Genomic DNA, 24,410 nt, shown 5'->3' on the forward strand with positions numbered 1-24,410 from the left:
ACCGTCCGTCAACGCCCAATCCCACCAAGTTCTGATTGCGCGAATCAGCGCAGCCGCAGGTTGCGAATTCGTACGGCCCTCTATAACTGTCAACAATTACCCCGTTAATCTCCTTGTGCCAGGCAACGTCAGCTTGGTATCCTCCCCATGGTCCGCCAAATCTACCGTACTGGGTGGAGGGCAGGATGGGATTGCAAAGATCGTAGATGACATTGGGATGCGCCGCTTGGTAGAGCACGCACGACCGATTTATCACCGAAGCAACGTCTAGCGACCCGGAAGAAGGCCGGCTGAAAGTTTCGTAATACCCAAGGCCATCACTCGCGGTGCAGCTATCGACGGAATGACCAGATGGTGGATTGCAGCCCGGGCACTGTGCAAAAGCGGACTGCGAAACCAGCAACACGAACAGCAGACGTACGCAACCCAGCAGGCAACGCTTTAGAAAATCAGGCATGAGCCCCCCCCCTCAATCTTTTTGGTGCCGAGAATCTAGTCAGTTCGACTTATTTCGTCAATTGATTTGAGGGCAATGCTTCAACCACGCAACAGGTTGTCTCCATTCCTCATTTGTGGGGGCCTCCAGCGCGGATGCCCCAAAATACGCCCACCCTTGGTGCGCCCAGCAGTCCACAGGCACCAAATTTGCTTTGAGCCCCTTGGTTGTATTTCCCTGTTCTGTCTGGAGCCTTCCCCATGAAAAAACGCGTCTTCCTCAAAACCACCGCGGCGCTGGCCGCTGCCGCCGCTTTTGTTGGCACTGCCAGCGCGCAGACCACGCCGATCAAGTTCCAGCTCGACTGGCGGTTTGAGGGGCCGGCGGCCCTGTTCCTGGTGCCGGCCGCCAAGGGTTACTTCAAGGACGCCAAGCTCGACGTGTCGATTGACGCGGGCAACGGCTCGGGCGGCACGGTCACGCGGGTGGCTTCGGGCACCTACGACATGGGCTTTGCCGACCTGGCCGCGCTGATGGAGTTCCACGCCAACAACCCCGACGCGCCCAACAAGCCCGTGGCGGTGATGATGGTCTACAACAACACGCCCGCCTCGGTCATGGCGCTCAAGAAGTCAGGCATCAAGACCCCGGCCGACCTGAACGGCAAGAAGCTCGGCGCCCCGGTGTTTGACGCGGGCCGCCGCGCCTTCCCGATTTTTGCCAAGGCCAACAGCATCAGCGGCGTGCAGTGGACGGCCATGGACCCGCCGCTGCGCGAGACCATGCTGGCCCGCGGTGACGTGGACGCCATCACCGGCTTCACCTTCACCTCGCTGCTCAACCTGGAGGCGCGCGGCGTCAAGGCCGAGGACGTGGTGGTGCTGCCCTACCCCGACTACGGTGTCAAGCTCTATGGCAATGTGATCATTGCCTCGCCCAAGCTGATCAAGGAGAACCCGGCCGCGGTCAAGGCTTTCCTCTCGGCCTTTGCCAAGGGCATGAAAGAGGTGATCGCCAAGCCTGAGGCCGCGATTGAAACTGTCAAGGCGCGCGATGGCATCATCAACACCGCGCTGGAAACGCGCCGCCTCAAGCTGGCGATCGACACCGTCGTCAACAGCCCCGACGCTCGCGCCGAAGGCTTTGGCCAGGTAGTGCCAGGCCGCCTGTCGCTGATGGCGTCGCAGGTGTCGGACGCGTTCAACACCAAGACGCGCGTGAATGCCGACACGGTGTGGAACCCGGCCTTCCTGCCCAGCAAAGCGGAACTCAACGTGCTGCCCACCGCGAAAAAGTAACCCCCCGAAGCGGCCTGCGGCTGCTGGACAACACCACACACGCGCCCATGAATTTTGTAGATTTCCGCGACGTCTGGCTGGCCTACAACGACGAGTTGCTGGCCCAGAACCACTTTGCGGTCGAGGCCATCGACCTCCAGGTGCGCCAGGGCGAGTTCATCGCCATCGTCGGGCCTTCGGGTTGTGGCAAGTCCACCTTCATGAAGCTCACCACCGGGCTGAAGATGCCGTCGATGGGCAAGATCCTGATCGACGGCCTGCCCGTGACCGGGCCGCTCAAGATCAGCGGCATGGCCTTCCAGGCGCCCAGCCTGCTGCCTTGGCGCACCACGGTGGACAACGTGCTGCTGCCGCTGGAAATCGTCGAACCTTATCGCTCCAGCTTCAAGGCCAGGCGCAAGGAATATGAAGAACGTGCCCGCACGCTGCTGCAGAAGGTGGGCCTGGGCGGCTATGAAGACAAGTTCCCCTGGCAGCTCTCGGGCGGCATGCAGCAGCGCGCCAGCATCTGCCGCGCGCTGATCCATGAACCCAAAATGCTGCTGCTGGACGAGCCGTTTGGCGCGCTCGACGCCTTCACGCGTGAAGAACTGTGGTGCATCCTGCGCGACCTGTGGACCGAGCAGAAATTCAACGTGATCCTGGTCACGCACGACCTTCGTGAGAGTGTGTTCCTGGCCGACACCGTGTACGTGATGAGCAAGAGCCCGGGGCGCTTTGTGGTCAAGCGCGAGATCGAGCTGCCGCGCCCGCGCGAGCTGGAGGTGACCTACACCAAGGAATTCAGCGACGTCGTGCACGAGCTGCGCGGGCATATTGGCGCCATGCGAAAACAAGGTGCCGAAGCCGCGGGGGCCGTGCAATGACCCACAACCGCAACCTGGAGCGCTGGGCGCCCGTCATCGTGCTGGTCGTCACGCTGCTCATCTGGCAGATCGGGGTGATGGCCTTCAGCGTGCCGGAATTCATCTTCCCCAGCCCCTGGGAAATCGCCAAGCAGTTCGCCGAATTCAAGGGCCCGCTGCTCGAAGCCGCGTGGAAAACCTTCTGGGTCACCATGCTGGGCTTTGGCATTTCCATTGTGGTGGGCGTGTTGCTGGGCTTTCTGGTGGGCTCGTCACGCCTGGCCTACGCGGCCTTCTACCCGCTCATGACGGCCTTCAACGCCGTGCCCAAGGCGGCCATCACGCCCATCCTGGTGGTGTGGTTCGGCATTGGCCTGGGGCCGGGCATTCTCACGGCGTTCCTGATCTCGTTCTTTCCGATCACGGTGAACATTGCCACCGGGCTGGCCACGCTGGAGCCCGAGCTCGAAGACGTGCTGCGCGTGCTGGGCGCCAAGCGCTGGGACGTGCTGATGAAGGTGGGGCTGCCGCGCTCCATGCCGTACTTCTATGGCTCGCTCAAGGTCGCCATCACCCTGGCGTTTGTGGGCACGGTGCTGGCCGAAATGACGGCCGGCGACTCCGGCATTGGCTACCTGATGCAGACCGCCGGCTCCCAGCAGCGCCTGCCGCTGGCCTTTGCCGGGCTGGTGATCATTGGCGCCATGGCCATGGCCATGTACGAGCTGTTCAGCGCCATCGAAAAGCGCACCACGGCGTGGGCGCACCGCGGCAGCCAGGGCCATTGACGGCATGCCCTGGCACGCGCACCTGAGCATCGACTACCAGGCAGACCAGGGCCGCACCGCCGCGCGCTTTCGCCACGACGGGCCGCTGCGCATTTTGCAGAGCCTGTACCCCGAGGGCGATGCCGTCTGCCACAACGTGCTGGTGCACCCGCCGGGCGGACTGGTGGGCGGCGATGTGCTGGACATCGCCATCACGGCCGGTGCCGGCGCCCATGGCCTGGTCACCACGCCGGGCGCCAGCCGCTTTTACCGCTCCGACGGCGAACTGGCCGTGCAGCGCAGCCACCTGACGCTGGCGGCCGGCGCGCGGCTGGAGTGGCTGCCGCTGGAGGCGCTGTGCTACAGCGGCTGCCTGGCCGAAAACCGGCTCACCATGAACCTGGCGCCGGGCGCCGAGCTGCTGGGTTGGGACGTGACCGCGTTGGGTCTGCCGGCCGCGCAGCTGCCGTTTGAGCGCGGCAGCTTTTTGCAGCAGATCGAGGTGCCCGGCGTCTGGCTCGAACGCGGCCGCATCAACGCCGCCGACCAGCGCCTGATGGACAGCCCGCTGGGCCTGGCCGGACACCGCTGCCTGGCCACCCTGTTCTTCGTGGCCGGGCAAGACCTCACGCGCGCGCGCCGCGAGCAGGCTCTGGCGCTGGCCCGCGAAGTGATCGAGTCCCACGCCTTGCACGCCACCGCGGGCGCCACGGCGCCCAATGCCCGCACCGTGGCCGTCCGGGTGCTGGCCCCGGTGGTGGAGCCGGCCATGGGGTTGCTGCGCGCGGTGCGCGGCGCCTGGCGCCATGGCCTGTGGCAACTGCCGGGCACCTTGCCACGCATCTGGTCGATGTAGCGCGCTCAGGCGCTGCCTGCCGGCTGCAACACCACGCTGACACACAGCCCCGTGCCGCCGGGGCCGGGTTCAAGCTGCAAGGGCGCGTGCATGAGCTGGGCGTACTGGGCCACGATGGCCAGCCCCAGGCCCGCGCCCTGGCGCAGCAGCATGCCCGGTTCGCCCTGGGCCCAGCGCTGCTGCAGCTGGGTGGCGGTGTCTGCCGGCAGGCCCGCGCCGTTGTCGATCACCGAGAGGCGGACCCCATGCCCCCGCACGGCAATGGCCACCGTCACCGTGGGCGGCGTGCCGTCGGTGGGGCGCCCGTAACGCAGGGCGTTGTCGATCAGGTTGTTGAGCAGGCCTTCGAGCAGCGTGGGCGCCGCCCGCACGGTCACCGGGTCCTCGGCGCCGCGCGCGCCCAGGTCCACACCGGCCGCGTCGGCGCGCGGCAGAAAGCGCAGCACGGCCTCGCGCACGGCCTCATCCAGTGCCACCGGGCCCAGGTGGATGCCGGCCTTGGCTTCGCTGGCCAGGGCCAGTGCGAGCAGCTGGTCCACCAGCCGGCTCGCGCGGGCCTCGCTGCCCGCGATCTGCACGAGCTGCTCGCGCCAGACGGAGGCCTCCTTGTGGTTCAGGCCATAGGCCGCGAGCGCGCGGATGCCGGCCAGCGGCGTGCGCAGCTCGTGCGCCACGTTGCCGGCAAATTCGCGCTGGGCACGCGCGCTTTGGGCCAGCCGGTCCAGCAGCGCATTGAGCGCGCGGCCCAGGTGTTCGATGTCGCTGGTGCTGGCATCCACGGGCACGGGCATCAGGTCGTGCGCGTCGCGCAGCTGCACGGCCTGCTGCAGGTCCACCAGCGGCTGCATGTCGCGCGCAATGGCGCGGCGCAGCCAGGCGGCCAGCAGCAGCAGCAGCACGATCTGGGGCGCCACCGAGTACACCAGCAGCCGCTGCAGCAGGCCGCGCCGCGTGAGCGTGGTCTGCGCCATGACCACGCTGAAGGGTGCGGGCTGGTCGCGGTGCAGGGTCACCGCGCGCAGGTTGCGGCCCTTGAAGCTCACATAGGAAAAGCGGTAGGCCGCGGCACCCACCGGCGGCGGCGCGTGCAGGCCCTCGTTGCCGGCAATCAGGTGGCCCTTGGCGTCATGCAGCGCGAAGTAAACGGCCTCGGTCTGGTCGAACAGCACGGTGCGCACCTCGTGCGGGGTGAGTGCCAGTGTCATGCCTTCCCCCTCAAACCGCACGTTGGAGGCCATCAGGTAGGCGTCGTCCAGCAGCGAACGGTCAAAGGCCTGCTGCGTGAAATAGCTCGCCACGGCCAGCGCCACCGTGGTGCCCACCGCCCAGGTCAGGGCCAGCGGGAGCATCACGTGGCGCAGCAGGTGCGCCCGCAGCGTGGGCTTGGCCACGGGCAGTGGCGCGCCCGGTGGCGGCTCAGGCGGCATCTGATTCGGCTTCCATCACATAGCCCAACCCGCGCAGCGTGCGGATGCGCGCGCCGGTGCCCGCCAGCTTTTTGCGCAGGCGCGAAATGAAGGCTTCCAGCGCGTTGTCGCCCAGCGCCTCGTCAAACTCCGAGAGCTTTTGCGAGAGCGTGCGCTTGCTGACCACCCGCCCGGGCGGGGTCATGAGTTCCCACAGCACCTCGAACTCGCGCGCGGGCAGGTCCAGCGGCTGCCCTTGCCACTGGAAGCGGCGCGCCTTGCGGTCCAGCCGCAGCGCGCCCATGACGGTCTGGTCGTCCGTGCCCTGGGTCCGGCGCTCCAGCGCGCGCAGCCGCGCCTCGACCTCGTCCAGGTCAAACGGCTTGCCCAGGTAGTCATCGGCCCCGGCGTCCAGGCCGGCAATGCGCTCCTCGGTGCGGTTGCGCGCGGTCAGGATCAGCACCGGCGTGCGGTCGCCGCGCGCACGCGCGCTGCGCAGCGCGCGCAAGCCGCTGCCCAGGCCGCTGTGCGGCGCGCCTGACTGCGGCAGGTTCAGGTCCAGCAGCACGGCATCGAACGGCTGCACGCGCCAGAAATGCTCGGCCTGCTCCACGGTCTCGGCCACGTCCACGCGGTGGCCAGCGTCACCCAGGCTGCGGACCATGACGTCGCGCAGCACCCGGTCGTCTTCCACCAGAAGGATTCGCATGAGGGTGATTTTGCGGCATGGACCGCCCGCGGGCCCAGCGATACCCCCTGCGGGGCAACCCGATTGGCGTTATTGCGTAGTGCCGCGGTCAGCCAGCGGTCAGTGCCGGGGGCCGATAAACGGGGCTCCTGTTCCTCCCCACCTTGTCATGAAAATCAAGAGCCAGAAAGATTTCTTCTCGGGCGTCATGTTCAGCGCCATCGGCGCCGCCTTTGCCGGCGGCGCCACCACCTACACCGTGGGCGAGGGCGCCCGCATGGGCCCGGGGTATTTCCCGTTGCTGCTGGGGGTGGTGCTGGCGTTGCTGGGCGCCGCCATCATGTTCCGCGCCCTGGTGGTCGAGACCGAGGACGGCGACCCGATTGGCGCCTGGGCCTGGAAGCCGCTGGCCTACGTGATCGCCGCCAACCTAGCGTTCGGCGTGCTGATCGGCGGCCTGCCCAGCGTAGGGCTGCCGGCCATGGGGCTGGTGATCGCGATCTTCGGCCTCACGCTGCTGGCCAGCCTGGCCGGCGACAGTTTCAAGCTCAAGGAGGTGCTGGTCCTGGCGGCGATTCTGGCCGGCGGCAGCTATGTGGCCTTTGTCCTGATGCTCAAGCTTCAGATTCCCGTCTGGCCCACGTTCATCAGCGGCTGAGGAGACCTTTTCCATGGATTTGATCGCCAACCTCGCGACCGGCTTCGGCGTCGCGTTCACCCCCATCAACCTGCTGTATGCCTTTATCGGCTGCCTGCTGGGCACGCTGATCGGCGTGCTGCCGGGCATCGGCCCCGTGGCCACCATCGCCATGCTGCTGCCGGCCACCTACGCGCTGCCGCCGGTGTCGGCGCTGATCATGCTGGCCGGCATTTACTACGGCGCGCAATATGGTGGCTCGACCACGGCCATCCTGGTCAATCTGCCGGGCGAGTCGTCGTCGGTGGTGACCTGCATTGACGGCTACCAGATGGCGCGCCAGGGCCGCGCCGGGCCGGCGCTGGCGGCCGCGGGCCTGGGCTCGTTCTTTGCGGGCTGCGTGGGCACGCTGATCCTCGCGGCCTTTGCCGCGCCGCTGACCGAGGTGGCCTTCAAATTTGGTCCAGCCGAATACTTCTCGCTGATGATCCTGGGCCTGATCGGTGCCGTGGTGCTGGCCTCGGGCTCGCTGATCAAGGCCATTTCGATGATCGTGCTGGGCCTGCTGCTGGGCCTGGTGGGCACCGACGTGAACTCGGGCGTGGCACGCTATGCGTTCGACATCCCTGAACTCACTGATGGCATCGGCTTTGTGGTGATCGCCATGGGTGTGTTCGGCTACGGCGAGATCATCAGCAACCTGTCGCAACCCGAAGACCAGCGCGAGGTCTTCACGGCCAAGGTCCAGGGCCTGTGGCCCACCAAGCAGGACTTCAAGGACATGACGCCGGCCATCCTGCGCGGCACGGCGCTGGGTTCGGTGCTGGGCATCCTGCCCGGCGGCGGCGCTTTGCTGGCCTCGTTCGCGGCCTACACCGTGGAAAAGAAGATCAAGAACAAGCCCGGCGAGATCCCGTTTGGCAAGGGCAATATCCGCGGCGTGGCCTCGCCCGAGTCGGCCAACAACGCGGGCTCGCAGACCTCGTTCATCCCGCTGCTCACGCTGGGCATTCCACCCAACGCCGTGATGGCGTTGATGGTCGGCGCCATGACCATCCACAACATCCAGCCCGGCCCCCAGGTCATGACCAGCAACCCCGAGCTGTTCTGGGGCCTGATCGCGTCCATGTGGATCGGCAACCTGATGCTGGTGATCCTGAACCTGCCGCTGATCGGCATCTGGATCAAGCTGCTCACCGTGCCCTACCGCTGGCTGTTCCCGGCCATCGTGCTGTTCTGCGCGGTGGGGGTCTACACCACCAACAACAACACCTTTGACGTCTGGATGGTGGGCCTGTTCGGCTTCATCGGCTACCTGTTTGTCAAGCTCGGCTGCGAACCCGCGCCGCTGCTGCTGGGGTTCATCCTGGGCCCGATGATGGAAGAGAACCTGCGCCGCGCCATGCTGCTGTCGCGCGGCGACTGGAGCGTGTTCGTCACGCGTCCGCTGTCGGCCGGGCTGCTTGCCGGTGCGGCCGCGCTGCTGCTGATTGTGCTGCTGCCCGCGGTCAAGAAAGGTCGTGAAGTGGCGTTTGTGGAAGAGTGAGTTAGTGGAAGTCTGAGTACGCCGGGTTCATCCCTCCCGGCCTTGGGCCGGCACTGTCACAGGTGCCGGCCCTCTTTTTTTGCCGTGACGCCGCGATCCCCTACCATGGCGCCATGACGCAGCCCCCCACAGACAACATCCCCGGCACCGTCCAGGTGCTGGCCTTTGACATCTTCGGCACCGTGGTCGACTGGCACGGCAGCATCCAGCGCGAAGTCCAGGCGCGCTTTCCCGGCGTGGACGGCGCCGCATTTGCACTGGCCTGGCGGGCGGGCTACAAGCCGGCCATGGCCCGGGTGATGAGCGGCGAACTCGGCTGGACGCTGATCGACGACCTGCACCGCATGATCCTGGACCAGATCCTGCCCGACTTCGGCCTGCAGGCGCTGGATGAGGCCCAGCGCCGCGACCTCAACCGCGTGTGGCACCGGCTGGACCCGTGGCCCGACAGCGTGCAAGGCCTGACGCGGCTCAAGAGCAAGTTCACCATCTGTTCGCTGTCCAACGGCAACATCGGCCTGCTGACCGACATGGCCAAGCGGGCCGGCCTGCCCTGGGACTGCGTGCTGAGCGCGGAAGTGTTCCGGGCCTACAAGCCCGACCCCGCCACCTACCTGGGCGTGGCCCGGGTGTTTGACCTGCCGCCCGGGCAGGTGATGCTGGTCGCCGCCCACCACGACGATCTGGCGGGTGCACGGGCCTGCGGCCTGCGCACGGCCTACATCGAGCGTCCGCTGGAGTTTGGCGCCGCCAGGCCCAAGGATGTCTCGCCCCAGCCCGGGAACGACCTGCACGCCGGCAGCCTCACGGCACTGGCCGATCTGCTGGGTTGCTGACCCGGTTGCCGAGCCGCTCGCTATGGTTTATGTAGCATAACAAGGCCGCCCCGTCTGGACTCCAGGCACTTTTGACCCTGAACGGTCAAAAATATCAGGGTGGCGGCGGCTCCGGGGCCACATGGTGCGAGGCCAGCCGCCGCGACAGCCCCTGTGTGATGGCCTGCATGCTGGCTTCACTGCGGTCCAGCCCGTACACCGTGAGCGGAAAGTTCAGCGGCGCCTGCAGGGCCCAGATCCGGTCGTGTTCGTTGGGAGGCAGGATGGCGGCGGGTTCGCCCACGGCCACCCAGCCAATCGGCACGAACGCGCCGGGCGCCACCACGCTGCGGATGTGCACCACGGCGTTGATGCGCACCTCGCTGCCCCGGCCCAGCCGCGCGCCATGAAACACCGAGGCCCCGGTGGCAATGAACACTTCGTCCTCCACCGTGCAGCCCACCACATGGGCCTGCGGGCCGATCAGGCAGTGGTCGCCCACCACCAGCGGGTGCTCGGCCGAGCTGCGCAGCACGGCGTTCTCCATCACGATCACGTTGCGCCCGAGCTGGATGCTGCCGCTTTCGGCGATCACCTGGGCGCCGTACATGATGCGGCAGCCCGGCCCGAGGCTGACGTTGCCGCACACCATGGCATTGGGCGCGACAAACGCCGTGGGATCGACGCGGGGCGTTTCGCCGGCATGGGACATCAGCATGAAGACTCCAGTCAAAAGGACGCCGCCCATTATTCCCTCATCGCTTCCCGGCACGGCGTCCCCGCATCGCCCAACACCGGCGTACCCTCGTCCAGTTGGAGGATGCGCCGCGCGCCACCCCTTGCTATAACCCGAGCCAACCGCCCCCCGGCAACCCACTTTCAGCAAGGGAGACTTCACATGACCACCCCCCGTCCCGACACCACCATCGTTCGCGCGGCCATCCACCCCGGCATCGGCGTGGCCCGCGTGGGCAACAGCGCCGACGGCTACTACATCGGCCCCGAGGTCATGGACCCGCCCCCCATGGCCCCCGGCGCCCTGCGCGACCCCGGCGGCGCCTTGAAGCGCGAGGCGGCGCGGTTCCGCGTTTACGGCTACAACGCCGCCGGCGAGGTGGTGCGCGAGCTCACCGCCGCCGAAGCCCGCATTGAATGGACGGTGGAGCTGGCCAACAAGAAGGCAGCCTGGTATGAGTTCCAGATCGCGCTGGACATCCCCGAGGCCGCCAACCCCGCCATGGCCCAGCCCAGCCTGCTGCGCAATGCCAGCGTGAAAGACCGCGCAAGCCTGGCCATCCTGCCCGGTGCGCGCAGCATTTCAGGCGCGAACCAGAGCGGCACGCCCTACCAGTTTGGCAGCGGCTGCTTTGCCGGCACGCCGGTCTACCTGGGCGAGCTGCGCACCGACGAAGCCGGCCGTCTGCTGGTGCTGGGCGGCCATGGCCACTCCGCCTCGGTGGACGGCAAGCCCGCCACCACCTTTGCCAACAACGACGGCTGGCACGACGACACCGCCGACGGGCCCGTGCACGCGAGCGTGACCATCGACGGCGTGGCCCTGCCCGTGGACAGCGCCTGGGTGGTGGTGGCCCCCGCCAACTACGGCCCGGGCCTGCGCTCGGTGCGCACCATGGCTGACCTGATGCAGGACGTGTATGTGCAGTCCGGCATGCGGGCCTTTCCGGCCCGCGTGTCATTCAGCCGCGACATCCTGCCCATTCTCACGCGCCAAAGCGGCCTGCAATGGGCCAACAAGGGTTTCGCCGCGCAGTTTGGCTGGGGCGGCCCGGCCAGCGCTGACAACGCCGAATGGATCGCCCGGCTGGCCAGCCCGGGCACCACCTGGCAGGAGCAGCGCCAGCAGGTGGCCAACGCCTTCCGGCAGTTTGAACGCGATGGCCGCTCGCCGCTGCCCTGGCCCTGGATGTATGGCGACGCCATGGACGTGCCGCCCGCCGACACGCCCCGCCAGCACGCCGCGCTCACCGACACCCAGCTGCGCCTGCTCAGCCTCTGGGCCGAGGGCGACTTTGATGCCGACTGGCAGCCCGACGCCGCTGCGCCCGACTGCATCGAAGCCGTGCCCCTGCAAGCCCAGCCCGGCACCCTGGACCACGCCGCCATGAGCTTCTGCCTGGCCGATGCCTTCCACCCGGGTTGCGAAATCACCTGGCCCATGCGCCACGCAAGCATGTACCGGGCGCCGTTTCGCATTCGCGAGGCGCCCCCCGGCACGCCCCCCCTGCCCGACTACGGCGCGCAGCTGACCCCGGCCATTGCCACCGCCGTGAGCGGCCCGCTCTATGCGCAGTCCGCGGGCGACCTGACCCGCTGGATGGCCGTGCCCTGGCAGACCGACACCGCCAGTTGCCGCAGCGGCTACTACGCGGGTTACGGCCCGCGCTACGACCCCTATGTGCCCAGCTTCTGGCCCGCGCGGGTGCCCAACCAGGTGCTGACCGAGGACGATTACCAGGCCGTGATGAACACCGCGCTGCCGCGCGAGGAGCGGCTCGCGGCATTCAACCGCCGTGCCTCCTGGTTCCGCACCCTGGGGCCGGACGGCTACATGAGCCAGATCAACAACATGGTTGCGAATTTTGGCGACATGGGGGTGCTCGAAGAGCGCCCCGGCCTGCCCGGTGATCCCGATTTCCCGCCCGTCATGCAGGTCGAGAACCGCATCGCGCCCAGCCACGGGCTGCTCAAGACAGGGGCCGCCGCGCTGCCGCACACGCCCGAGCCGTTTGACGCCGAGAACGAGGCGCTGCTGCGCTTTCACGCGCACCCGGCCAACCTGCGCTGAGCCCGCACATGGCATCGGCCCGCGCAGTGCCACTGACCCTGGACGTTCTGGTGGTGGGCGCCGGCCCCGCTGGTGCGGCCACGGCGCTGGCCCTGGCGCCGCACTGCCGTGTGGGCCTGGCGGGCCGGGCCGTTCCGTGCGGCCCGCGCATTGGTGAATCCCTGCCCGCGGCCGCCCGCACCCTGCTGGCCGATCTGGGGTTGTGGGACGCCTTCAAGGCCCAGGGCCACCGGCCCGCGTGGTCGCGCGTGTCGCTGTGGGGCGGGCCTGACGAAAGCTGCCACGATGCCGTGTTCGACCCTCACGGCCCCGGCTGGCATCTGGACCGCGCCCGCTTCGATGCCCTGCTGCTCCAGCAGGCCGTGCTGCGCGGCGCGGTGGGGCTGTACCCGTCTGAGTTGCGTGACATGCATCGCGCCTCGATGGGTGCGAACCGCTGGCGCTGCCTGCTGCAAACGCCCGACGGGCCGCGAGAGGTGCTGTGCCGCCTGCTGGTGGACGCGACCGGCCGCGCCGCGCGTCTGGTGCGCCAGGCCGGGGGCGACATCGTGCGCATGGACCGGCTGGTCTGCCTGTACGCCTGGCTGCCGCCACACCCGCCGGGGCCCGCCGCGCGCCCCGGCACCACGCTGATCGAAGCGGACGCCGATGGCTGGTGGTACAGCGCGGACCTGCCGTCCGGCGGCAGTGTGCTCGCATGGCACACCGACAGCGACTTGCCCGAGGCCCGGGCCTGTGGCAACGCACAGGCGCTGATCGCCCGTGCGCTGCAAACGCAGTTGATACGTGAACGTTGCACCGGATATCAACAGCCACTGGCCGACGGGCCCCGCTACGAGGGAGCGGGCCACGGCGGACTGCAACTGCACATCGCCCCGGCACACAGCCAGCGCGCCCGCCGCGCTGCGGGTGACGACTGGCTCGCGGTCGGCGACGCTGCGCTGGCGTTCGACCCGCTGGCCTCGCAGGGGCTCATGAATGGCCTGTACATGGGGCTGGCAGCGGCGGCCACAGCGACGCGCCACCTGGCAGGTGATGCGCATGCCCTGCCTGAATGGGCCGGGCATGCCGCCCACATTGCCGGCGTCTACCGTGCCAACCTGGCGCGCTACTACGCGCTGGAAAACCGCTGGCAGGGCAGCAGCTTCTGGCGGCGACGCCGGCCCGCGCGGTCAGAACACGCCGAGCAGCATGAGGATCAGGACAACGCTGAGGGGAACGCCAAGAAGCCAGGCAATGATGGGCATGTGAATCTCCAGTGGTGAGTTGATGAATGGCTTCACCTTAAGCCCCACTCAACCACCGGATTGCGCGAAAGGTCCGCAAGCGCAGGTAGGCAGATACCTACCGCGGCCCACCCGTCAGATGGCCACCAGCCCGCGCACGCCGTGCGCCTCCATGTCCTTGCCGGCGCCGCGCGCGATGAACTCGCCACGCTCCATCACCAGGTAGTCGTCGGCCAGTTCCTCGGCAAAATCGTAGTACTGCTCCACCAGCAGGATGGCCATGTCGCCGCGATCGGCCAGCATGCGGATCACGCGGCCAATGTCCTTGATGATGCTGGGCTGGATGCCCTCGGTGGGCTCATCAAGAATCAGCAGCTTGGGCCTGGCCGCCAGCGCGCGCGCAATCGCAAGCTGCTGCTGCTGCCCGCCCGAGAGATCGCCGCCACGGCGGTTCAGCATCTGCTTGAGCACCGGGAACAGCTCGTACAGCTCCGCGGGAATGGGCGTGCTGGCGCTCTTGTAGGCCAGCCCCATGCGCAGGTTTTCCTCCACGGTCAGGCGCGCGAAAATCTCGCGGCCCTGCGGCACAAAGCCGATGCCGGCCCGGGCCCGCTCATAGGGCGTCGCGCCCTGGATCGCCTTGCCGTCAAACTCGATGCTGCCGGTCTTGATCGGCACCAGCCCCATCAGGCTCTTGAGCAGCGTGGTCTTGCCCACCCCGTTGCGCCCCAACAGCACCGTGACCTTGCCCAGGTGGGCCTCCAGGCTCACGTTCCGCAGGATGTGCGAGCCACCGTAGTACTGGTTGATGTTCTTGACGGTCAGCATCACTATTCACTCCCGTGCTGTGCGGCAAAGGCGTGTGCGCAGGGTCGGCGCGCGCAGCGCGCTTCGTTGACTAGCTCGCCGCAGTTGTTTGAGCGTAGCGCGTAGCGCGCAGCGAGTTTTGCGGCGCGGCCCTGTGCCGAGCACCGCAGCGTAGTCTGCGCAAAGCGCAGACCGCCACAGTGTGAGCCCCCGCCGGACACCGCCTGGCGCGAAGCAGCGAGCGCCAAGCCAAACCCGCCAGATGCAGCCATGAAAGCGTCACCGTCCAAGGTACACCTCAATCACGCGTTCGTCGGCCTGGACCTGGTCCAGCGTGCCCTGCGCGAGCACCGACCCGTCGCACAGCACGGTCACGATCTCGGAAATGGTCTTGATGAAGCTCATGTCGTGCTCGACCACCATCAGTGAGTGCTTGCCCTTGAGCGTGAGGAAGAGCTCCGCCGTGCGCGCGGTTTCCTCGTCGGTCATGCCCGCCACGGGTTCATCGAGCAGCAGCAGTTTCGGGTCCTGCATCAGCAGCATGCCGATTTCCAGCCACTGCTTCTGGCCGTGGCTCAGGTTGCCCGCCAGGCGGGTCACGCTGTCGGACAGGTGGATGGTGTGCAGGATCTCGGCCAGCCGGTCGCTCTGCGCGCTGTCGAGCCGGAAGACCAGCGAGGACTGAACACCCTTGTTGGTCTTGAGCGCCAGCTCCAGGTTTTCAAACACCGTGAGCTGCTCGAACACCGTGGGCTTCTGGAACTTGCGGCCAATGCCCATCTGGGCGATCTCGGCCTCCTTGTAGCGCAACAGGTCGATGGTGGAGCCAAAGAAAACCGTGCCCTCGTCGGGCCGGGTCTTGCCGGTGATGATGTCCATCATCGTGGTCTTGCCCGCGCCGTTGGGGCCGATGATGCAGCGCAGCTCGCCTGGCGCAATGTCCAGGCTCAGCTTGTTGATGGCCTTGAAGCCGTCAAAGCTCACGCTCACGTCCTCAAGGTACAGGATGCGGCCATGGGTGACGTCCACCTCGCCCGGCGTGGCCAGCCGCGAGAATCCGGCCGCGCGGCCGCCGGACTCGGTCTTGCCGGCCTCGGCCCGGGCGACATGCGCCTGGGCGCGGCGAGCGCCTTCCTCGAGCAGGTCGGGGGTCATTCGGGGTTCCCCTTGCGCAGCTTGCGGACCAGCCCCACCACGCCCTGCGGCAGGAACAGCGTCACGCCGATGAACAGCGCGCCCAGGAAATACAGCCAGTACTCCGGCGCCGTCACGGTGAGCCAGCTCTTGGCGCCATTGACGATGAAGGCGCCCACGATCGGCCCGATCAGCGAGGCGCGCCCGCCAACCGCGGCCCAGATCGCGATCTCGATCGAATTGGCGGGGCTCATCTCGCTCGGGTTGATGATGCCCACCTGCGGCACATAGAGCGCGCCGGCCACGCCGCACATGATGGCCGAGATGACCCAGATGGTGAGCTTGTAGCCAATGGGGTTGTAGCCGCTGAACATGACGCGGCTTTCCGCATCGCGGATGGCCTGCAGCACGCGGCCGAATTTGCTGGCCACCAGCCAGCGCGCGAACAGGAAGAAGCCCAGCAGCGTCAGGCCCGTGAGCACGAACAGCACCATGCGCATCGACGGCGTGGCGATGGCAATGCCCAGGATGCGCTTGAAGTCGGTGAAGCCGTTGTTGCCGCCAAAGCCGGTTTCATTGCGGAAGAACAGCAGCATGGCCGCGAAAGTCATGGCCTGCGTGATGATGGAGAAGTACACGCCCTTGATCCGCGAGCGGAAAGCAAAGTAGCCAAACACGAAGGCCACGATGCCCGGCACGGCCACGATCAGGATCAGCGTGGCAATGAAGCTGTCGGACAGCGCCCAGTGCCAGGGCAGCTCCTTCCAGTCGAGGAAGACCATGAAGTCGGGCAGGTCGCTCTTGTAGTTGCCGTCACGCCCGATCTGGCGCATCAGGTACATGCCCATGACGTAGCCGCCCAGCGCGAAGAACAGGCCATGGCCCAGGCTCAGGATGCCGGTGTAGCCCCAGATCAGGTCCATGGCCAGCGCGCAGATGGCGTAGCACATGATCTTGCCGACCAGCGCCACGGCGTAGTCGCTCATGTGGAACACGCTGCCCTGCGGCACCACCAGGTTGAGCAGCGGCGCGACTGCGCACACCATGATCAGCGCGACCACGAAGGCGCTCCAGCCGGTGCGCGACAGCACGGCGGGACGGGAAGGGAGTGAGACCATGATGCTCATGCTTCGGCACTCCGGCCCTTCATCGCGAAGATGCCTTGCGGACGCTTCTGGATGAAGATGATGATGAACACCAGCACCGCGATCTTGGCGAGCACGGCGCCGGCCCAGCCTTCCAGCAGCTTGTTGAGCACGCCCAGCCCCATGGCCGCGTACACCGTGCCAGCGAGTTGGCCCACGCCGCCCAGCACCACCACCATGAACGAATCGACGATGTAGCCCTGCCCGAGGTCTGGTCCCACATTGCCCACCTGGCTCAGCGCGCAGCCGGCCAGCCCCGCAATGCCGGAGCCCAGCGCGAAGGCGTAGGTATCGACCCGCGCGGTGTTGACGCCCATGCACGAGGCAATGGGCCGGTTCTGGGTGACGCCGCGCACGAACAGGCCCAGCCGCGTCTTGCTGATGAGGAAGGCCATGCCCAGCAGCACCGCGAACGCGAAGCCGATGATCACGATGCGGTTCCACGGCAGTTGCAGGTTGCCCATCACCGCCACGCCACCACTCATCCACACCGGGTTTTCCACTCCCACGTTCTGGGCGCCAAAGATGGAGCGCACCAGTTGCTGCAGCATCAGGCTGATGCCCCAGGTGGCCAGCAGTGTTTCAAGCGGGCGGCCATACAGGAAGCGGATGACGCTGCGCTCCAGCGCCGCGCCCATCAGCGCGGACGCCAGGAAGGCCGCCGGAACCGCTGCGACCAGGTACCAGTCAAAGGCCCCGGGCAGGTATTTCTGGAACAGGCCCTGCATCACATAGGTGGCGTAGGCCCCAATCATCATCAGCTCGCCATGGGCCATGTTGATCACGCCCATCAGGCCATAGGTGATGGCCAGGCCCAGCGCCACGAGCAGCAGGATGGAGCCAAGGCTGATGCCCGAGAACGCGGCGCCCAGGCGGTCGCCCCAGGCCAGCGTGGCCTCGACGGCACGCAGCGAAGCCTGCAGGGCGCTCTTGACCTCGGGGTCGGCTTCCGAACGGATCCGCTCAAGCAACACGGTCTTGGTGCTCGGGTCGCCGCTGGACGCGAGCAGCTGCGCGGCCGCAAGCCGGCGGGATTTGTCGGCGCTGCCCAGCAGCGCGGCGGCGCGGACCAGGCCGAGCTGCGACTTGATCTGGGCGTTGGTTTCGGCGGCGTAGGCCTTCTCGATCAGCGGCAGGCGCGATTCGTCGGCTTCGCTTTGCAGCGTCTGCACCGCCGCGCGCCGCAACTTCTCGTCCTTGGAGAACAGGCGCAGCGACGCCATCGCGGTGTCAAGCTCCCCCCGCATGCGGTTGTTGTTGATCACGTCTTCCGCCGTGTCGGGCAGGGCCACGCCGGCACCGGTCACCGGGTCGGTGGCCTTGTCGTCCACCACGATCAGCACCTGGCCACCGGCCACCTTGACGGCATCGTCCACCATCGCCTGGATGAAGGCAGCGGTCTTGTCGTCGGCCGACTCCACCGCCTTGTTGAGCGCGGCAATGCGGGCGTCGGTCTCGCCGATGGCGATGGCCTTGGCCTCATCCGCCGTCAGCGCATGGGCCGCAGCCGCCGCACACAGAGCGGCCAGTAAAACGAATCGCTTGATCATGTAGGAACCTGTAGGGTGAACAGACCCGCTGTTCACCATGCAAGCACCGTGCCCCGCCCCTTTCGGGGGCGCGCCGCGCCGGGCCGCCCCAAGCGGCCGCGCCGCCCCCCAGTGGGGGGAGGCGGCCAAAGGCCGCATCGGGGGGTGTCTTACTTCTTCGCTGGCTCGTCAGGCTTCTTGTCGTTGCCTTCGATGTACGGAGACCAGGGCTTGGCCTTGACCGGGCCCGGCGTCTTCCACACCACGTTGAACTGGCCGTCGGCCTTGACTTCGCCGATGAACACCGACTTGTGCAGGTGGTGGTTCTTCTCGTCCATCTTGCTCACGATGCCCGAGGGAGCCTTGAAGGTCTGGCCGGCCATGGCGGCGATGACCTTGTCCACGTCCGTGGACTTGGCCTTCTCGACCGCCTGTTTCCACATGTGGATGCCGATCCAGGTGGCTTCCATCGGGTCGTTGGTCAGGGGCTTGTCAGAGCCGGGCAGCTTCTTGGCCTTGGCATAGGCAGACCACTTCTTGATGAACTCGTCGTTGGTCGGGTTCTTGATGCTCATGAAGTAGTTCCAGGCGGCCAGGTGGCCCACCAGCGGCTTGGTGTCCACGCCGCGCAGTTCTTCCTCGCCCACCGAGAAAGCAACCACCGGCACGTCCTTGGCCTTCAGGCCGGCGTTGCCCAGTTCCTTGTAGAAGGGCACGTTGGAGTCACCGTTGATGGTGGACACCACGGCGGTCTTGCCACCGGCGCTGAACTTCTTGATGTCAGCCACGATGGTCTGGTAGTCAGAATGGCCGAACGGGGTGTACTTCTCGTCGATGTCGCTTTCCTTCACGCCCTTGCTCTTGAGGTAGGCGCGCAGGATCTTGTTGGTGGTGCGGGGGTAGACGTAGTCGGTGCCCAGCAGGACCCAGCGCTTGGCGGCGCCGCCGTCCTTGCTCATCAGGTAGTCCACCGCGGGGATGGCCTGCTGGTTGGGGGCTGCGCCCGTGTAGAACACGTTCTTGGACAGCTCCTCACCCTCGTACTGAACGGGATAGAACAGCAGGCCGTTGAGCTCTTCGACCACCGGCAGCACCGACTTGCGCGACACGCTGGTCCAGCAGCCGAAGATCACGGCGACCTTGTCCTGCGTGAGCAGCTGCTTGGTCTTTTCGGCAAACAGCGGCCAGTTGGAGGCCGGGTCGACGACCACGGGCTCGAGCTTCTTGCCCATCACGCCACCCTTGGCGTTGATTTCGTCAATGGCCATCAGCACCGTGTCCTTGAGGACCGTTTCCGAAATGGCCATGGTGCCCGACAGGCTGTGCAGCACGCCCACCTTGATGGTGTCGGCGGCATGGGCTGGCACGACCGACAGGCCTGCCAGGGCGACGGCGGCGGTAAGCGCCTTGAGAGTAAAACGACGTTGCATGTGTGCTTCTCCAGTGAGACAAAACCTGAGACAAACCTGAAATCGCCCCATCCCCGCCCCTTGCGGAACGCCTCTGATGCGGACGGTTTGATCCTAGGGAGAACCCCAAGCCCGGGGAATACGCCGCATGGCGTATGCAGCTGCGCCGCTCGGACGTATCTTTTTTTGAGCCCGGCCCCGACGCCATGCGGGGCCGACTGGTAATTTGCGCAGTCCAGCCCCCTGGCGCGGACACCAGGAGCAAGCCTTTGATTTCAAAAGACTTTTACGGAATCCCGCCTGTTGTCCATGCCTTTGCACCGGCTTCTTCCGCGGCTTGGCAGGGGGGCCACTGTCAGGCTTGACAGGTTGATGCCACGCAAACGGCTCCAGACAATCCAACTCGTCACACAAGGTAACTGGAGCTGCGGGTGAAGCAAGCGCCAAAGAGGGGGGAGGGCTGGAGGGCCCATCGTTGCGGTCACACGCCGTGGCTGGCAGGGTCCTGGACCCGCAGCCCGGCGTGGATGACCCCTTTCTTCCTCGCCACGGCCGCCGCCCAGCCGATTCCAAGCCTGCCCACGGTGCAAATCAGCGCCAGTTCGCTGCCGGTCACGGCGGCGGCGGCAAGCCAGCATGTGACCGTATTGACCCGGGACGAACTCGCGGCCCTTGGAGGCATGAGTGTGGCTCAGGTTCTGGCGCGCCAGGCCGGCGTGGTCGTGGACCGCAGCCCGCGCAGCGGCGGCTACGGCTCGATCTACCTGCGCGGCGCCGATCCGAGCCACGTGGTGGTGCTGATCGACCATGTACGGCAGAACGATCCCCTGTCCTCACGCGGCAGTGCCGTGGACCTGAACACGCTGTCCACCGGCGATGTCGAGCGGATCGAGATCGTGCGCGGCAACGTCAGCGTGGTGCATGGGCAGGCCCTGGCGGGCCTGATCCACATCTTCACGCGCCGCGCGCCAGGCACAGGCTACGCGGGTGTGGCCTCCGGTGGCTCGCGCCTGTGGTCAGCCCAGGCCGGCTTTGCCGGCCAGCAGCTGCGCGGCAGTGTCAGCCACCGTGAGGAGGGCGACGCATCCCAGGGATTCAACCGCACGCAAAGCGTCAACGGCGCCTGGGAGCAGGCGCTGGAGCGGCGGGGTTCTGTCACCCTCGCCGCGCGCCTGTCCAGCAGCCTCAACCTTGCGTTTCCCGACGACAGCGGCGGCCCGCAATTGGCGGTGCGCCGGACGCTGGAGTCGCGCAGCGCCAATGCCCACCAGCTAACGGCCCGCGGGGTCTTCAACACAATTGACTCCGGTCAGGTGGGGTTGCAGGCAACCACCTTGTCGCGCGATGGTGACGAGGCCACGCCGGGCGTGGCACCGGGCCTGCGCGACCCGGCGGGCCTGCCGGCCATGAACACGCAAACCCGCTACCGTCGCCATGAACTGCAGGCGCTGTGGATGCCCCCGGTCGGGCAGGACTGGCTGGTGACGCTGGGCCTGCAGCATCAGCAGGAAAGTGGCGATCTGGACAGCCAGATCCAGTTCGGGGGCTTTGCCCTGCCCGCCAGTTTCTCCCAGCGCCGGAGAACCACCAGCCTCATGGCCGAAGCGCGCTACCAGTGGAGCGACTGGGCACTGCAGGGCGGCCTGCGCCATGAGAGCCGCAGCGACGGCGGTCCCTCCACCCACCCCATGCTGTCGGTTCAGCACACGCTGGGCCGGTGGGGCGAATGGGGCGCCTCCCTGTCACGGGCAGCCAAAGCCCCGAGCTTTTATGCGCTGGGCCATCCGCTGGTCGGCAACCCGCAGCTGCGGACCGAGCGCGCCACCCACCGTGAGCTGTACTACGCGAGCCCCGCCGAGTCGGCCTGGCCAACGCGGATCACGCTGTTCAGTGCACGCTACAGGGACCTGATCGACTTCGACGCCGGCCCGCCACCGCAACTGGTCAACCGCGCCCGCATCAACGCGGACGGCCTCGAATGGCGCACCGGCAGAACCTGGGCCAACGGCTGGCAACTGCAACTCGATGGCGCCTGGATGCGGGTGCGCGACCCCAGCGGCGCCATCACCCTGCGCCAGCGGCCGCACAGCCAGTGGAATGCGAGGCTCTCCCTGCCCTGGGGACCGCGGCGCGAACTCACGGTGCTGGCCCGCCACACGGGCCGCCGGCTGGACTCGTCCATTCCCACGGGCGACCAGTGGCTGCCAGCGGCCAACACGCTGGACGTCTTGGCCCGCATGCCGCTGGGCGCGGCCATGGGACGCCCCATGGCCACCCTGGCCGTTGACAACCTGACCAACAGCCGCAGCGCCGAGACGATTGGCACGCCCGTTGCGGGCCGTCGCCTGCGCCTGGGCCTTGACTGGACGCTGTGATGACCTCAAGCCAGCGCCTGCCCCCCACCAACCCCTTTCCCGGCCGTGCCGGGCCCTGGCTGCGCCTGGGCGCCGGATTGGCGTTTCTCATGCTGTGCATCCTCGTGCCATTCGCGCTGTGGGGCGACGCCATGGACCGCTCGGCTTCCGTCTGGCTGGGGCGTCCGGATCAGGCCGCATGGATTGCCGCCGTGGGCATCGCCCTGCTGGTGGCCGACGTCTTGCTGCCCGTTCCCGGCAGCGTGGTGGGCATGGCCTTGTGCTGGGCGCTGGGACCGGTATGGGGCGGTGCCAGCATCGCGCTCGGCCTGACCCTCTCCTTTGCCTTTGGCTATGCCCTCGGCCGGAGCGTGCCGGAACAGCGCCTGCGCCATTGGGTCGGGCAGCCGCTGTGGGACGGCGTTCGCCAGCGCGCGCGGCACCAGGCGCTGTGGTGGATCGTGGTCGCGCGGCCGTTGCCGTTGCTTGCCGAAATGAGCGCGCTGCTGGCAGGCGTCTGGCGCGTGCCAGCGCCTCAGGCGCTGTTGATGGCCGGCCTGTCGTCGTGCGGCACCGCGGCACTGTACGCGGGCAGCACCTGGCTGGGATTGAACGCGCCAGGTCTCGCCGCCACGCTGGTCGCCACCACGGCGCTGCCCGTGTTGACCTGGGGCGTTCACCGGCTTGTCGTGCGGCGCCTTCGTTCGCGCGGCGGGCCCGCCGCGCCAGACCCTTGCCCATAACCCCACCGACCCCTCACCTTCCCCACAGCGAGACCGACATGAGCTACCTCAACTCCATGCGCCTGCATTTCGCCGGCCAGTTCCAGGCCAATGTGTCGACGGTCAACAACGACCCGGGGCATTTTGACAACGCCTCCTTCAAGCCCGACTACCAGAAGATGGAAGGCAACCACATGTTGCCGCCCAACGGGTGGTTTAACCCGCAAGGTGACGCAGCGTGGCGCTTTCTGGGCTGCCAGGTCACGTCGGCATGGCTGCCTTCGGGCGCGGTATCGGGCAGCGACCCGGTGTTGCAATGCATCGTGGCCGATTCGGACGGGCAGGTGCCCGCCAAGCTGGTCGACCTGGACAGCGAGCAGCAACTGGTCTCCGAAATCTGGGGGCTCCAGGTCCGGATTGCCGATGCCAGCGGCAACACCCTGCTGCGCAGCGACTTCGAGCCCGCGGCATTTGCCGACATCTGGGACCGGGCCACAGGCTCGGGCGCGGGCGGCGACATCGGCGCGGGCGCCATGTACCAGTCGGTGCTGACCCGTCTTGAATGGGGTGACGTGTCGGCCTCGCCGTTCCTGGTCGCGCTGAAGGCGGCGGCTGCCACCGGGCGACTGTCGATCAAGTTCAACGTGGACGGGTTGAACATGGACTTCACCTCGCCCGATTTCATGTGCGGCCGCATCGTGGGCACCATCGGCCCGGCAACCGAAACGGAGCCCCGGCACCTGCTGATGGGCCGCCAGTTCATGGCCTCGGCCGCGGCCGGGGGCAATTTCTTCACGCCCGTGGGTGGCATCAATTTCTGCGCGGGGGTGGTGGACAGCACGGCCGGGTGCATCTACCTGGACCTGGGCAATGCGCTCACCACCTCGTCACCGGGCGGACAGCTCAATGACCTGGGGCCGCTGACGCTGGGTGTCTATGACCCCATCGCCCTGCCCGGCAGCCCCGCGGGCAGCGTGGTGCCGCTGGGCACCATCCCGTCACAGGGCAGCGGCGGCTACGCCAGCGACGCCCAGTGGTACAGCCGGACCGCGGGCATTGTGGCCCTGCCCCTGAAGCCGGCGCAGCTGCAGGCCGTTGGCGGGTCGCCCCTGGTGCTGACAGGCAACGCATCGGTGGCCATCAGCGAATGGGACAGTGGCACCTTTGTGCGGGCCGACACCTTTGTCTACCGCCTCAGCCCGGGGGACACCGTGGCGATTCCGGTGGTGGCCATGCAATGGGGCGAACCGCTGGCAGGGGCTGCCGTGAGTTTCAGCGCCGATCCGTCGCAGCTCCAGCCCGGCAGCGGCTTCCCCTATGTATGTCCCAGCCCCCCCGTTGCCACACCCGCCGACGCCCTGAGCTTCAACACCACGGCCCTGACCGATGCGACGGGCCGCGCCACGCTGGTGCTGGACGCCAGCGACCCGGGAACCCCCCGCTGGTTCAACAACGGCCAGGACTATGGCATCGACGGTCAGGTGTACGGCATTCGCCCGGCTCTCGCCGACCCGCAGTACTCGGGCCCGGTGAACCAGTGGAACTTCATCAGCGTCCTGCTGTGGAGTGGCTTCACCCCGGCCAATCCGGTGACCTGGAACGACCTGCAGCCGATCTTCCAGCAATACGCCAACCTGTATCCGGTCATGAACCGGTTCCTGAACCTGGGCGACTACACCTCCGTGGTGAGCCACGCGGGCCTGCTCCTGCTGGCTTTTGGCCTGGACCCGGCCAACCCCAACGCCATGCCGGTCACGCGCGACCTGTCGCCGGCCAAGCGCAAGGCCATTCTGTCGTGGCTCAAGAACCCCCTGCCCGGCACCCCGCCGGCGCCGCGCGCCGCAGCGGCGGGGCCAGCGCCGGTTGCCACCGCCCCAATGGCGACCGCCGGGGACACCACGCCAGCCGCTGGCGCGGCGTTCAAGGGTGGCAAGGCCTCGGCGGCCGCCCGCCGCCTGATCCTGCAGTAACCGTTTCCGGAGAC

General features: G+C 67.4%; 20 protein-coding genes. 12 read left to right on the top strand and 8 right to left on the bottom strand.

All coding sequences use genetic code 11. The features are described 5' to 3' along the window. Positions 1–696 precede the first annotated feature (696 nt). From KF796_18890 to KF796_18905, 4 genes are read left to right on the top strand one after another with little or no spacing between them, the layout of a single operon-like run. Entirely contained in the window at positions 697–1,734 is a 1,038-nt protein-coding gene (locus KF796_18890; protein MBX3588703.1) for an ABC transporter substrate-binding protein, read from the top strand. Between the two features lie 47 nt (positions 1,735–1,781). Beyond that, positions 1,782–2,600 (top strand): ABC transporter ATP-binding protein, encoded by an 819-nt coding sequence (locus KF796_18895; protein ID MBX3588704.1) that lies wholly within the window; start codon positions 1,782–1,784, stop codon positions 2,598–2,600. After that, a complete protein-coding gene (locus KF796_18900; GenBank protein MBX3588705.1) occupies positions 2,597–3,367 on the top strand; it encodes an ABC transporter permease in 771 nt (256 codons plus the stop codon). Before KF796_18895 ends, KF796_18900 begins: the two co-directional genes overlap by 4 nt. Positions 3,368–3,371: 4 nt before the next feature. Next, complete coding sequence (locus KF796_18905; GenBank protein MBX3588706.1) at positions 3,372–4,202, top strand: urease accessory protein UreD; 831 nt, start codon at positions 3,372–3,374, stop codon at positions 4,200–4,202. 5 nt (positions 4,203–4,207) lie between these two features. Here KF796_18905 and KF796_18910 read toward each other — a convergent pair whose 3' ends face one another. Then, complete coding sequence (locus KF796_18910; protein ID MBX3588707.1) at positions 4,208–5,629, bottom strand: sensor histidine kinase; 1,422 nt, start codon at positions 5,627–5,629, stop codon at positions 4,208–4,210. Continuing rightward, complete coding sequence (locus tag KF796_18915) at positions 5,619–6,317, bottom strand: response regulator transcription factor (protein ID MBX3588708.1); 699 nt, start codon at positions 6,315–6,317, stop codon at positions 5,619–5,621. The genes KF796_18910 and KF796_18915 overlap by 11 nt, the downstream gene beginning before the upstream one ends. A gap of 148 nt (positions 6,318–6,465) precedes the next feature. On the opposite strand from KF796_18915, the gene KF796_18920 reads away from it, so the two are divergent. The 3 genes from KF796_18920 to KF796_18930 all read left to right on the top strand — a co-directional run bounded on the left by KF796_18920 (position 6,466) and on the right by KF796_18930 (position 9,315). Beyond that, positions 6,466–6,954: a tripartite tricarboxylate transporter TctB family protein gene (locus KF796_18920; protein ID MBX3588709.1), complete on the top strand. Its 489-nt coding sequence runs from the start codon at positions 6,466–6,468 to the stop codon at positions 6,952–6,954. Between the two features lie 13 nt (positions 6,955–6,967). After that, complete coding sequence (locus KF796_18925) at positions 6,968–8,479, top strand: tripartite tricarboxylate transporter permease (GenBank protein MBX3588710.1); 1,512 nt, start codon at positions 6,968–6,970, stop codon at positions 8,477–8,479. A gap of 113 nt (positions 8,480–8,592) precedes the next feature. Then, positions 8,593–9,315, top strand: coding sequence for a haloacid dehalogenase type II (locus KF796_18930; protein ID MBX3588711.1), 723 nt, complete (start codon positions 8,593–8,595; stop codon positions 9,313–9,315). Positions 9,316–9,409: 94 nt separating this feature from the next. Here the strand turns inward: KF796_18930 and KF796_18935 are convergent, their stop codons facing one another. Further along, complete coding sequence (locus tag KF796_18935) at positions 9,410–10,012, bottom strand: gamma carbonic anhydrase family protein (GenBank protein MBX3588712.1); 603 nt, start codon at positions 10,010–10,012, stop codon at positions 9,410–9,412. Positions 10,013–10,192: 180 nt separating this feature from the next. Here KF796_18935 and KF796_18940 point away from each other — a divergent pair, with 180 nt between their 5' ends. Beyond that, a complete protein-coding gene (locus KF796_18940; protein ID MBX3588713.1) occupies positions 10,193–12,100 on the top strand; it encodes a LodA/GoxA family CTQ-dependent oxidase in 1,908 nt (635 codons plus the stop codon). Between the two features lie 8 nt (positions 12,101–12,108). Next, positions 12,109–13,365 carry a tryptophan 7-halogenase gene (locus KF796_18945; protein ID MBX3588714.1) on the top strand — a complete coding sequence of 419 codons (1,257 nt, stop codon included), beginning with the start codon at positions 12,109–12,111 and terminating at the stop codon, positions 13,363–13,365. Positions 13,366–13,461: 96 nt separating this feature from the next. Here the strand turns inward: KF796_18945 and urtE are convergent, their stop codons facing one another. The 5 genes from urtE to urtA all read right to left on the bottom strand — a co-directional run bounded on the left by urtE (position 13,462) and on the right by urtA (position 19,371). Then, positions 13,462–14,154: an urea ABC transporter ATP-binding subunit UrtE gene (gene urtE / locus KF796_18950; protein MBX3588715.1), complete on the bottom strand. Its 693-nt coding sequence runs from the start codon at positions 14,152–14,154 to the stop codon at positions 13,462–13,464. Between the two features lie 258 nt (positions 14,155–14,412). Continuing rightward, positions 14,413–15,288 carry an urea ABC transporter ATP-binding protein UrtD gene (urtD, locus tag KF796_18955; protein MBX3588716.1) on the bottom strand — a complete coding sequence of 292 codons (876 nt, stop codon included), beginning with the start codon at positions 15,286–15,288 and terminating at the stop codon, positions 14,413–14,415. Continuing rightward, positions 15,285–16,394, bottom strand: a complete 1,110-nt coding sequence (gene urtC / locus KF796_18960) for an urea ABC transporter permease subunit UrtC (GenBank protein MBX3588717.1) — start codon at positions 16,392–16,394, stop codon at positions 15,285–15,287. Before urtC ends, urtD begins: the two co-directional genes overlap by 4 nt. Beyond that, entirely contained in the window at positions 16,391–17,962 is a 1,572-nt protein-coding gene (gene urtB / locus KF796_18965; GenBank protein ID MBX3588718.1) for an urea ABC transporter permease subunit UrtB, read from the bottom strand. Before urtB ends, urtC begins: the two co-directional genes overlap by 4 nt. Before the next feature lie 149 nt (positions 17,963–18,111). Next, positions 18,112–19,371, bottom strand: coding sequence for an urea ABC transporter substrate-binding protein (urtA, locus tag KF796_18970; protein MBX3588719.1), 1,260 nt, complete (start codon positions 19,369–19,371; stop codon positions 18,112–18,114). A 506-nt stretch (positions 19,372–19,877) separates the two neighbouring features. On the opposite strand from urtA, the gene KF796_18975 reads away from it, so the two are divergent. From KF796_18975 to KF796_18985, 3 genes are read left to right on the top strand one after another with little or no spacing between them, the layout of a single operon-like run. After that, positions 19,878–21,725: a TonB-dependent receptor gene (locus tag KF796_18975; GenBank protein MBX3588720.1), complete on the top strand. Its 1,848-nt coding sequence runs from the start codon at positions 19,878–19,880 to the stop codon at positions 21,723–21,725. Beyond that, on the top strand, positions 21,725–22,447 hold the full coding sequence (locus KF796_18980) for a VTT domain-containing protein (protein ID MBX3588721.1): 723 nt from the start codon (positions 21,725–21,727) through the stop codon (positions 22,445–22,447). Before KF796_18975 ends, KF796_18980 begins: the two co-directional genes overlap by 1 nt. 38 nt (positions 22,448–22,485) lie before the next feature. Beyond that, entirely contained in the window at positions 22,486–24,396 is a 1,911-nt protein-coding gene (locus tag KF796_18985; protein ID MBX3588722.1) for a hypothetical protein, read from the top strand. The last annotated feature ends 14 nt before the right edge of the window (positions 24,397–24,410 follow it).

Source organism: Ramlibacter sp. (genome assembly GCA_019635435.1).
In the GTDB taxonomy this organism is placed as follows: domain Bacteria; phylum Pseudomonadota; class Gammaproteobacteria; order Burkholderiales; family Burkholderiaceae_C; genus JAHBZM01.

Excerpts from the sequence above, each read along its gene's own strand:
- KF796_18890 (MBX3588703.1), top strand. The coding sequence starts at position 697 with ATGAAAAAACGCGTCTTCCTCAAAACCACCGCGGCGCTGGCCGCTGCC.
- KF796_18895 (MBX3588704.1), top strand. The coding sequence starts at position 1,782 with ATGAATTTTGTAGATTTCCGCGACGTCTGGCTGGCCTACAACGACGAG.
- KF796_18900 (MBX3588705.1), top strand. The coding sequence starts at position 2,597 with ATGACCCACAACCGCAACCTGGAGCGCTGGGCGCCCGTCATCGTGCTG.
- KF796_18905 (MBX3588706.1), top strand. The coding sequence starts at position 3,372 with ATGCCCTGGCACGCGCACCTGAGCATCGACTACCAGGCAGACCAGGGC.
- KF796_18910 (MBX3588707.1), bottom strand. The coding sequence starts at position 5,629 with ATGCCGCCTGAGCCGCCACCGGGCGCGCCACTGCCCGTGGCCAAGCCC.
- KF796_18915 (MBX3588708.1), bottom strand. The coding sequence starts at position 6,317 with ATGCGAATCCTTCTGGTGGAAGACGACCGGGTGCTGCGCGACGTCATG.
- KF796_18920 (MBX3588709.1), top strand. The coding sequence starts at position 6,466 with ATGAAAATCAAGAGCCAGAAAGATTTCTTCTCGGGCGTCATGTTCAGC.
- KF796_18925 (MBX3588710.1), top strand. The coding sequence starts at position 6,968 with ATGGATTTGATCGCCAACCTCGCGACCGGCTTCGGCGTCGCGTTCACC.
- KF796_18930 (MBX3588711.1), top strand. The coding sequence starts at position 8,593 with ATGACGCAGCCCCCCACAGACAACATCCCCGGCACCGTCCAGGTGCTG.
- KF796_18935 (MBX3588712.1), bottom strand. The coding sequence starts at position 10,012 with ATGCTGATGTCCCATGCCGGCGAAACGCCCCGCGTCGATCCCACGGCG.
- KF796_18940 (MBX3588713.1), top strand. The coding sequence starts at position 10,193 with ATGACCACCCCCCGTCCCGACACCACCATCGTTCGCGCGGCCATCCAC.
- KF796_18945 (MBX3588714.1), top strand. The coding sequence starts at position 12,109 with ATGGCATCGGCCCGCGCAGTGCCACTGACCCTGGACGTTCTGGTGGTG.
- urtE (MBX3588715.1), bottom strand. The coding sequence starts at position 14,154 with ATGCTGACCGTCAAGAACATCAACCAGTACTACGGTGGCTCGCACATC.
- urtD (MBX3588716.1), bottom strand. The coding sequence starts at position 15,288 with ATGACCCCCGACCTGCTCGAGGAAGGCGCTCGCCGCGCCCAGGCGCAT.
- urtC (MBX3588717.1), bottom strand. The coding sequence starts at position 16,394 with ATGAGCATCATGGTCTCACTCCCTTCCCGTCCCGCCGTGCTGTCGCGC.
- urtB (MBX3588718.1), bottom strand. The coding sequence starts at position 17,962 with ATGATCAAGCGATTCGTTTTACTGGCCGCTCTGTGTGCGGCGGCTGCG.
- urtA (MBX3588719.1), bottom strand. The coding sequence starts at position 19,371 with ATGCAACGTCGTTTTACTCTCAAGGCGCTTACCGCCGCCGTCGCCCTG.
- KF796_18975 (MBX3588720.1), top strand. The coding sequence starts at position 19,878 with ATGACCCCTTTCTTCCTCGCCACGGCCGCCGCCCAGCCGATTCCAAGC.
- KF796_18980 (MBX3588721.1), top strand. The coding sequence starts at position 21,725 with ATGACCTCAAGCCAGCGCCTGCCCCCCACCAACCCCTTTCCCGGCCGT.
- KF796_18985 (MBX3588722.1), top strand. The coding sequence starts at position 22,486 with ATGAGCTACCTCAACTCCATGCGCCTGCATTTCGCCGGCCAGTTCCAG.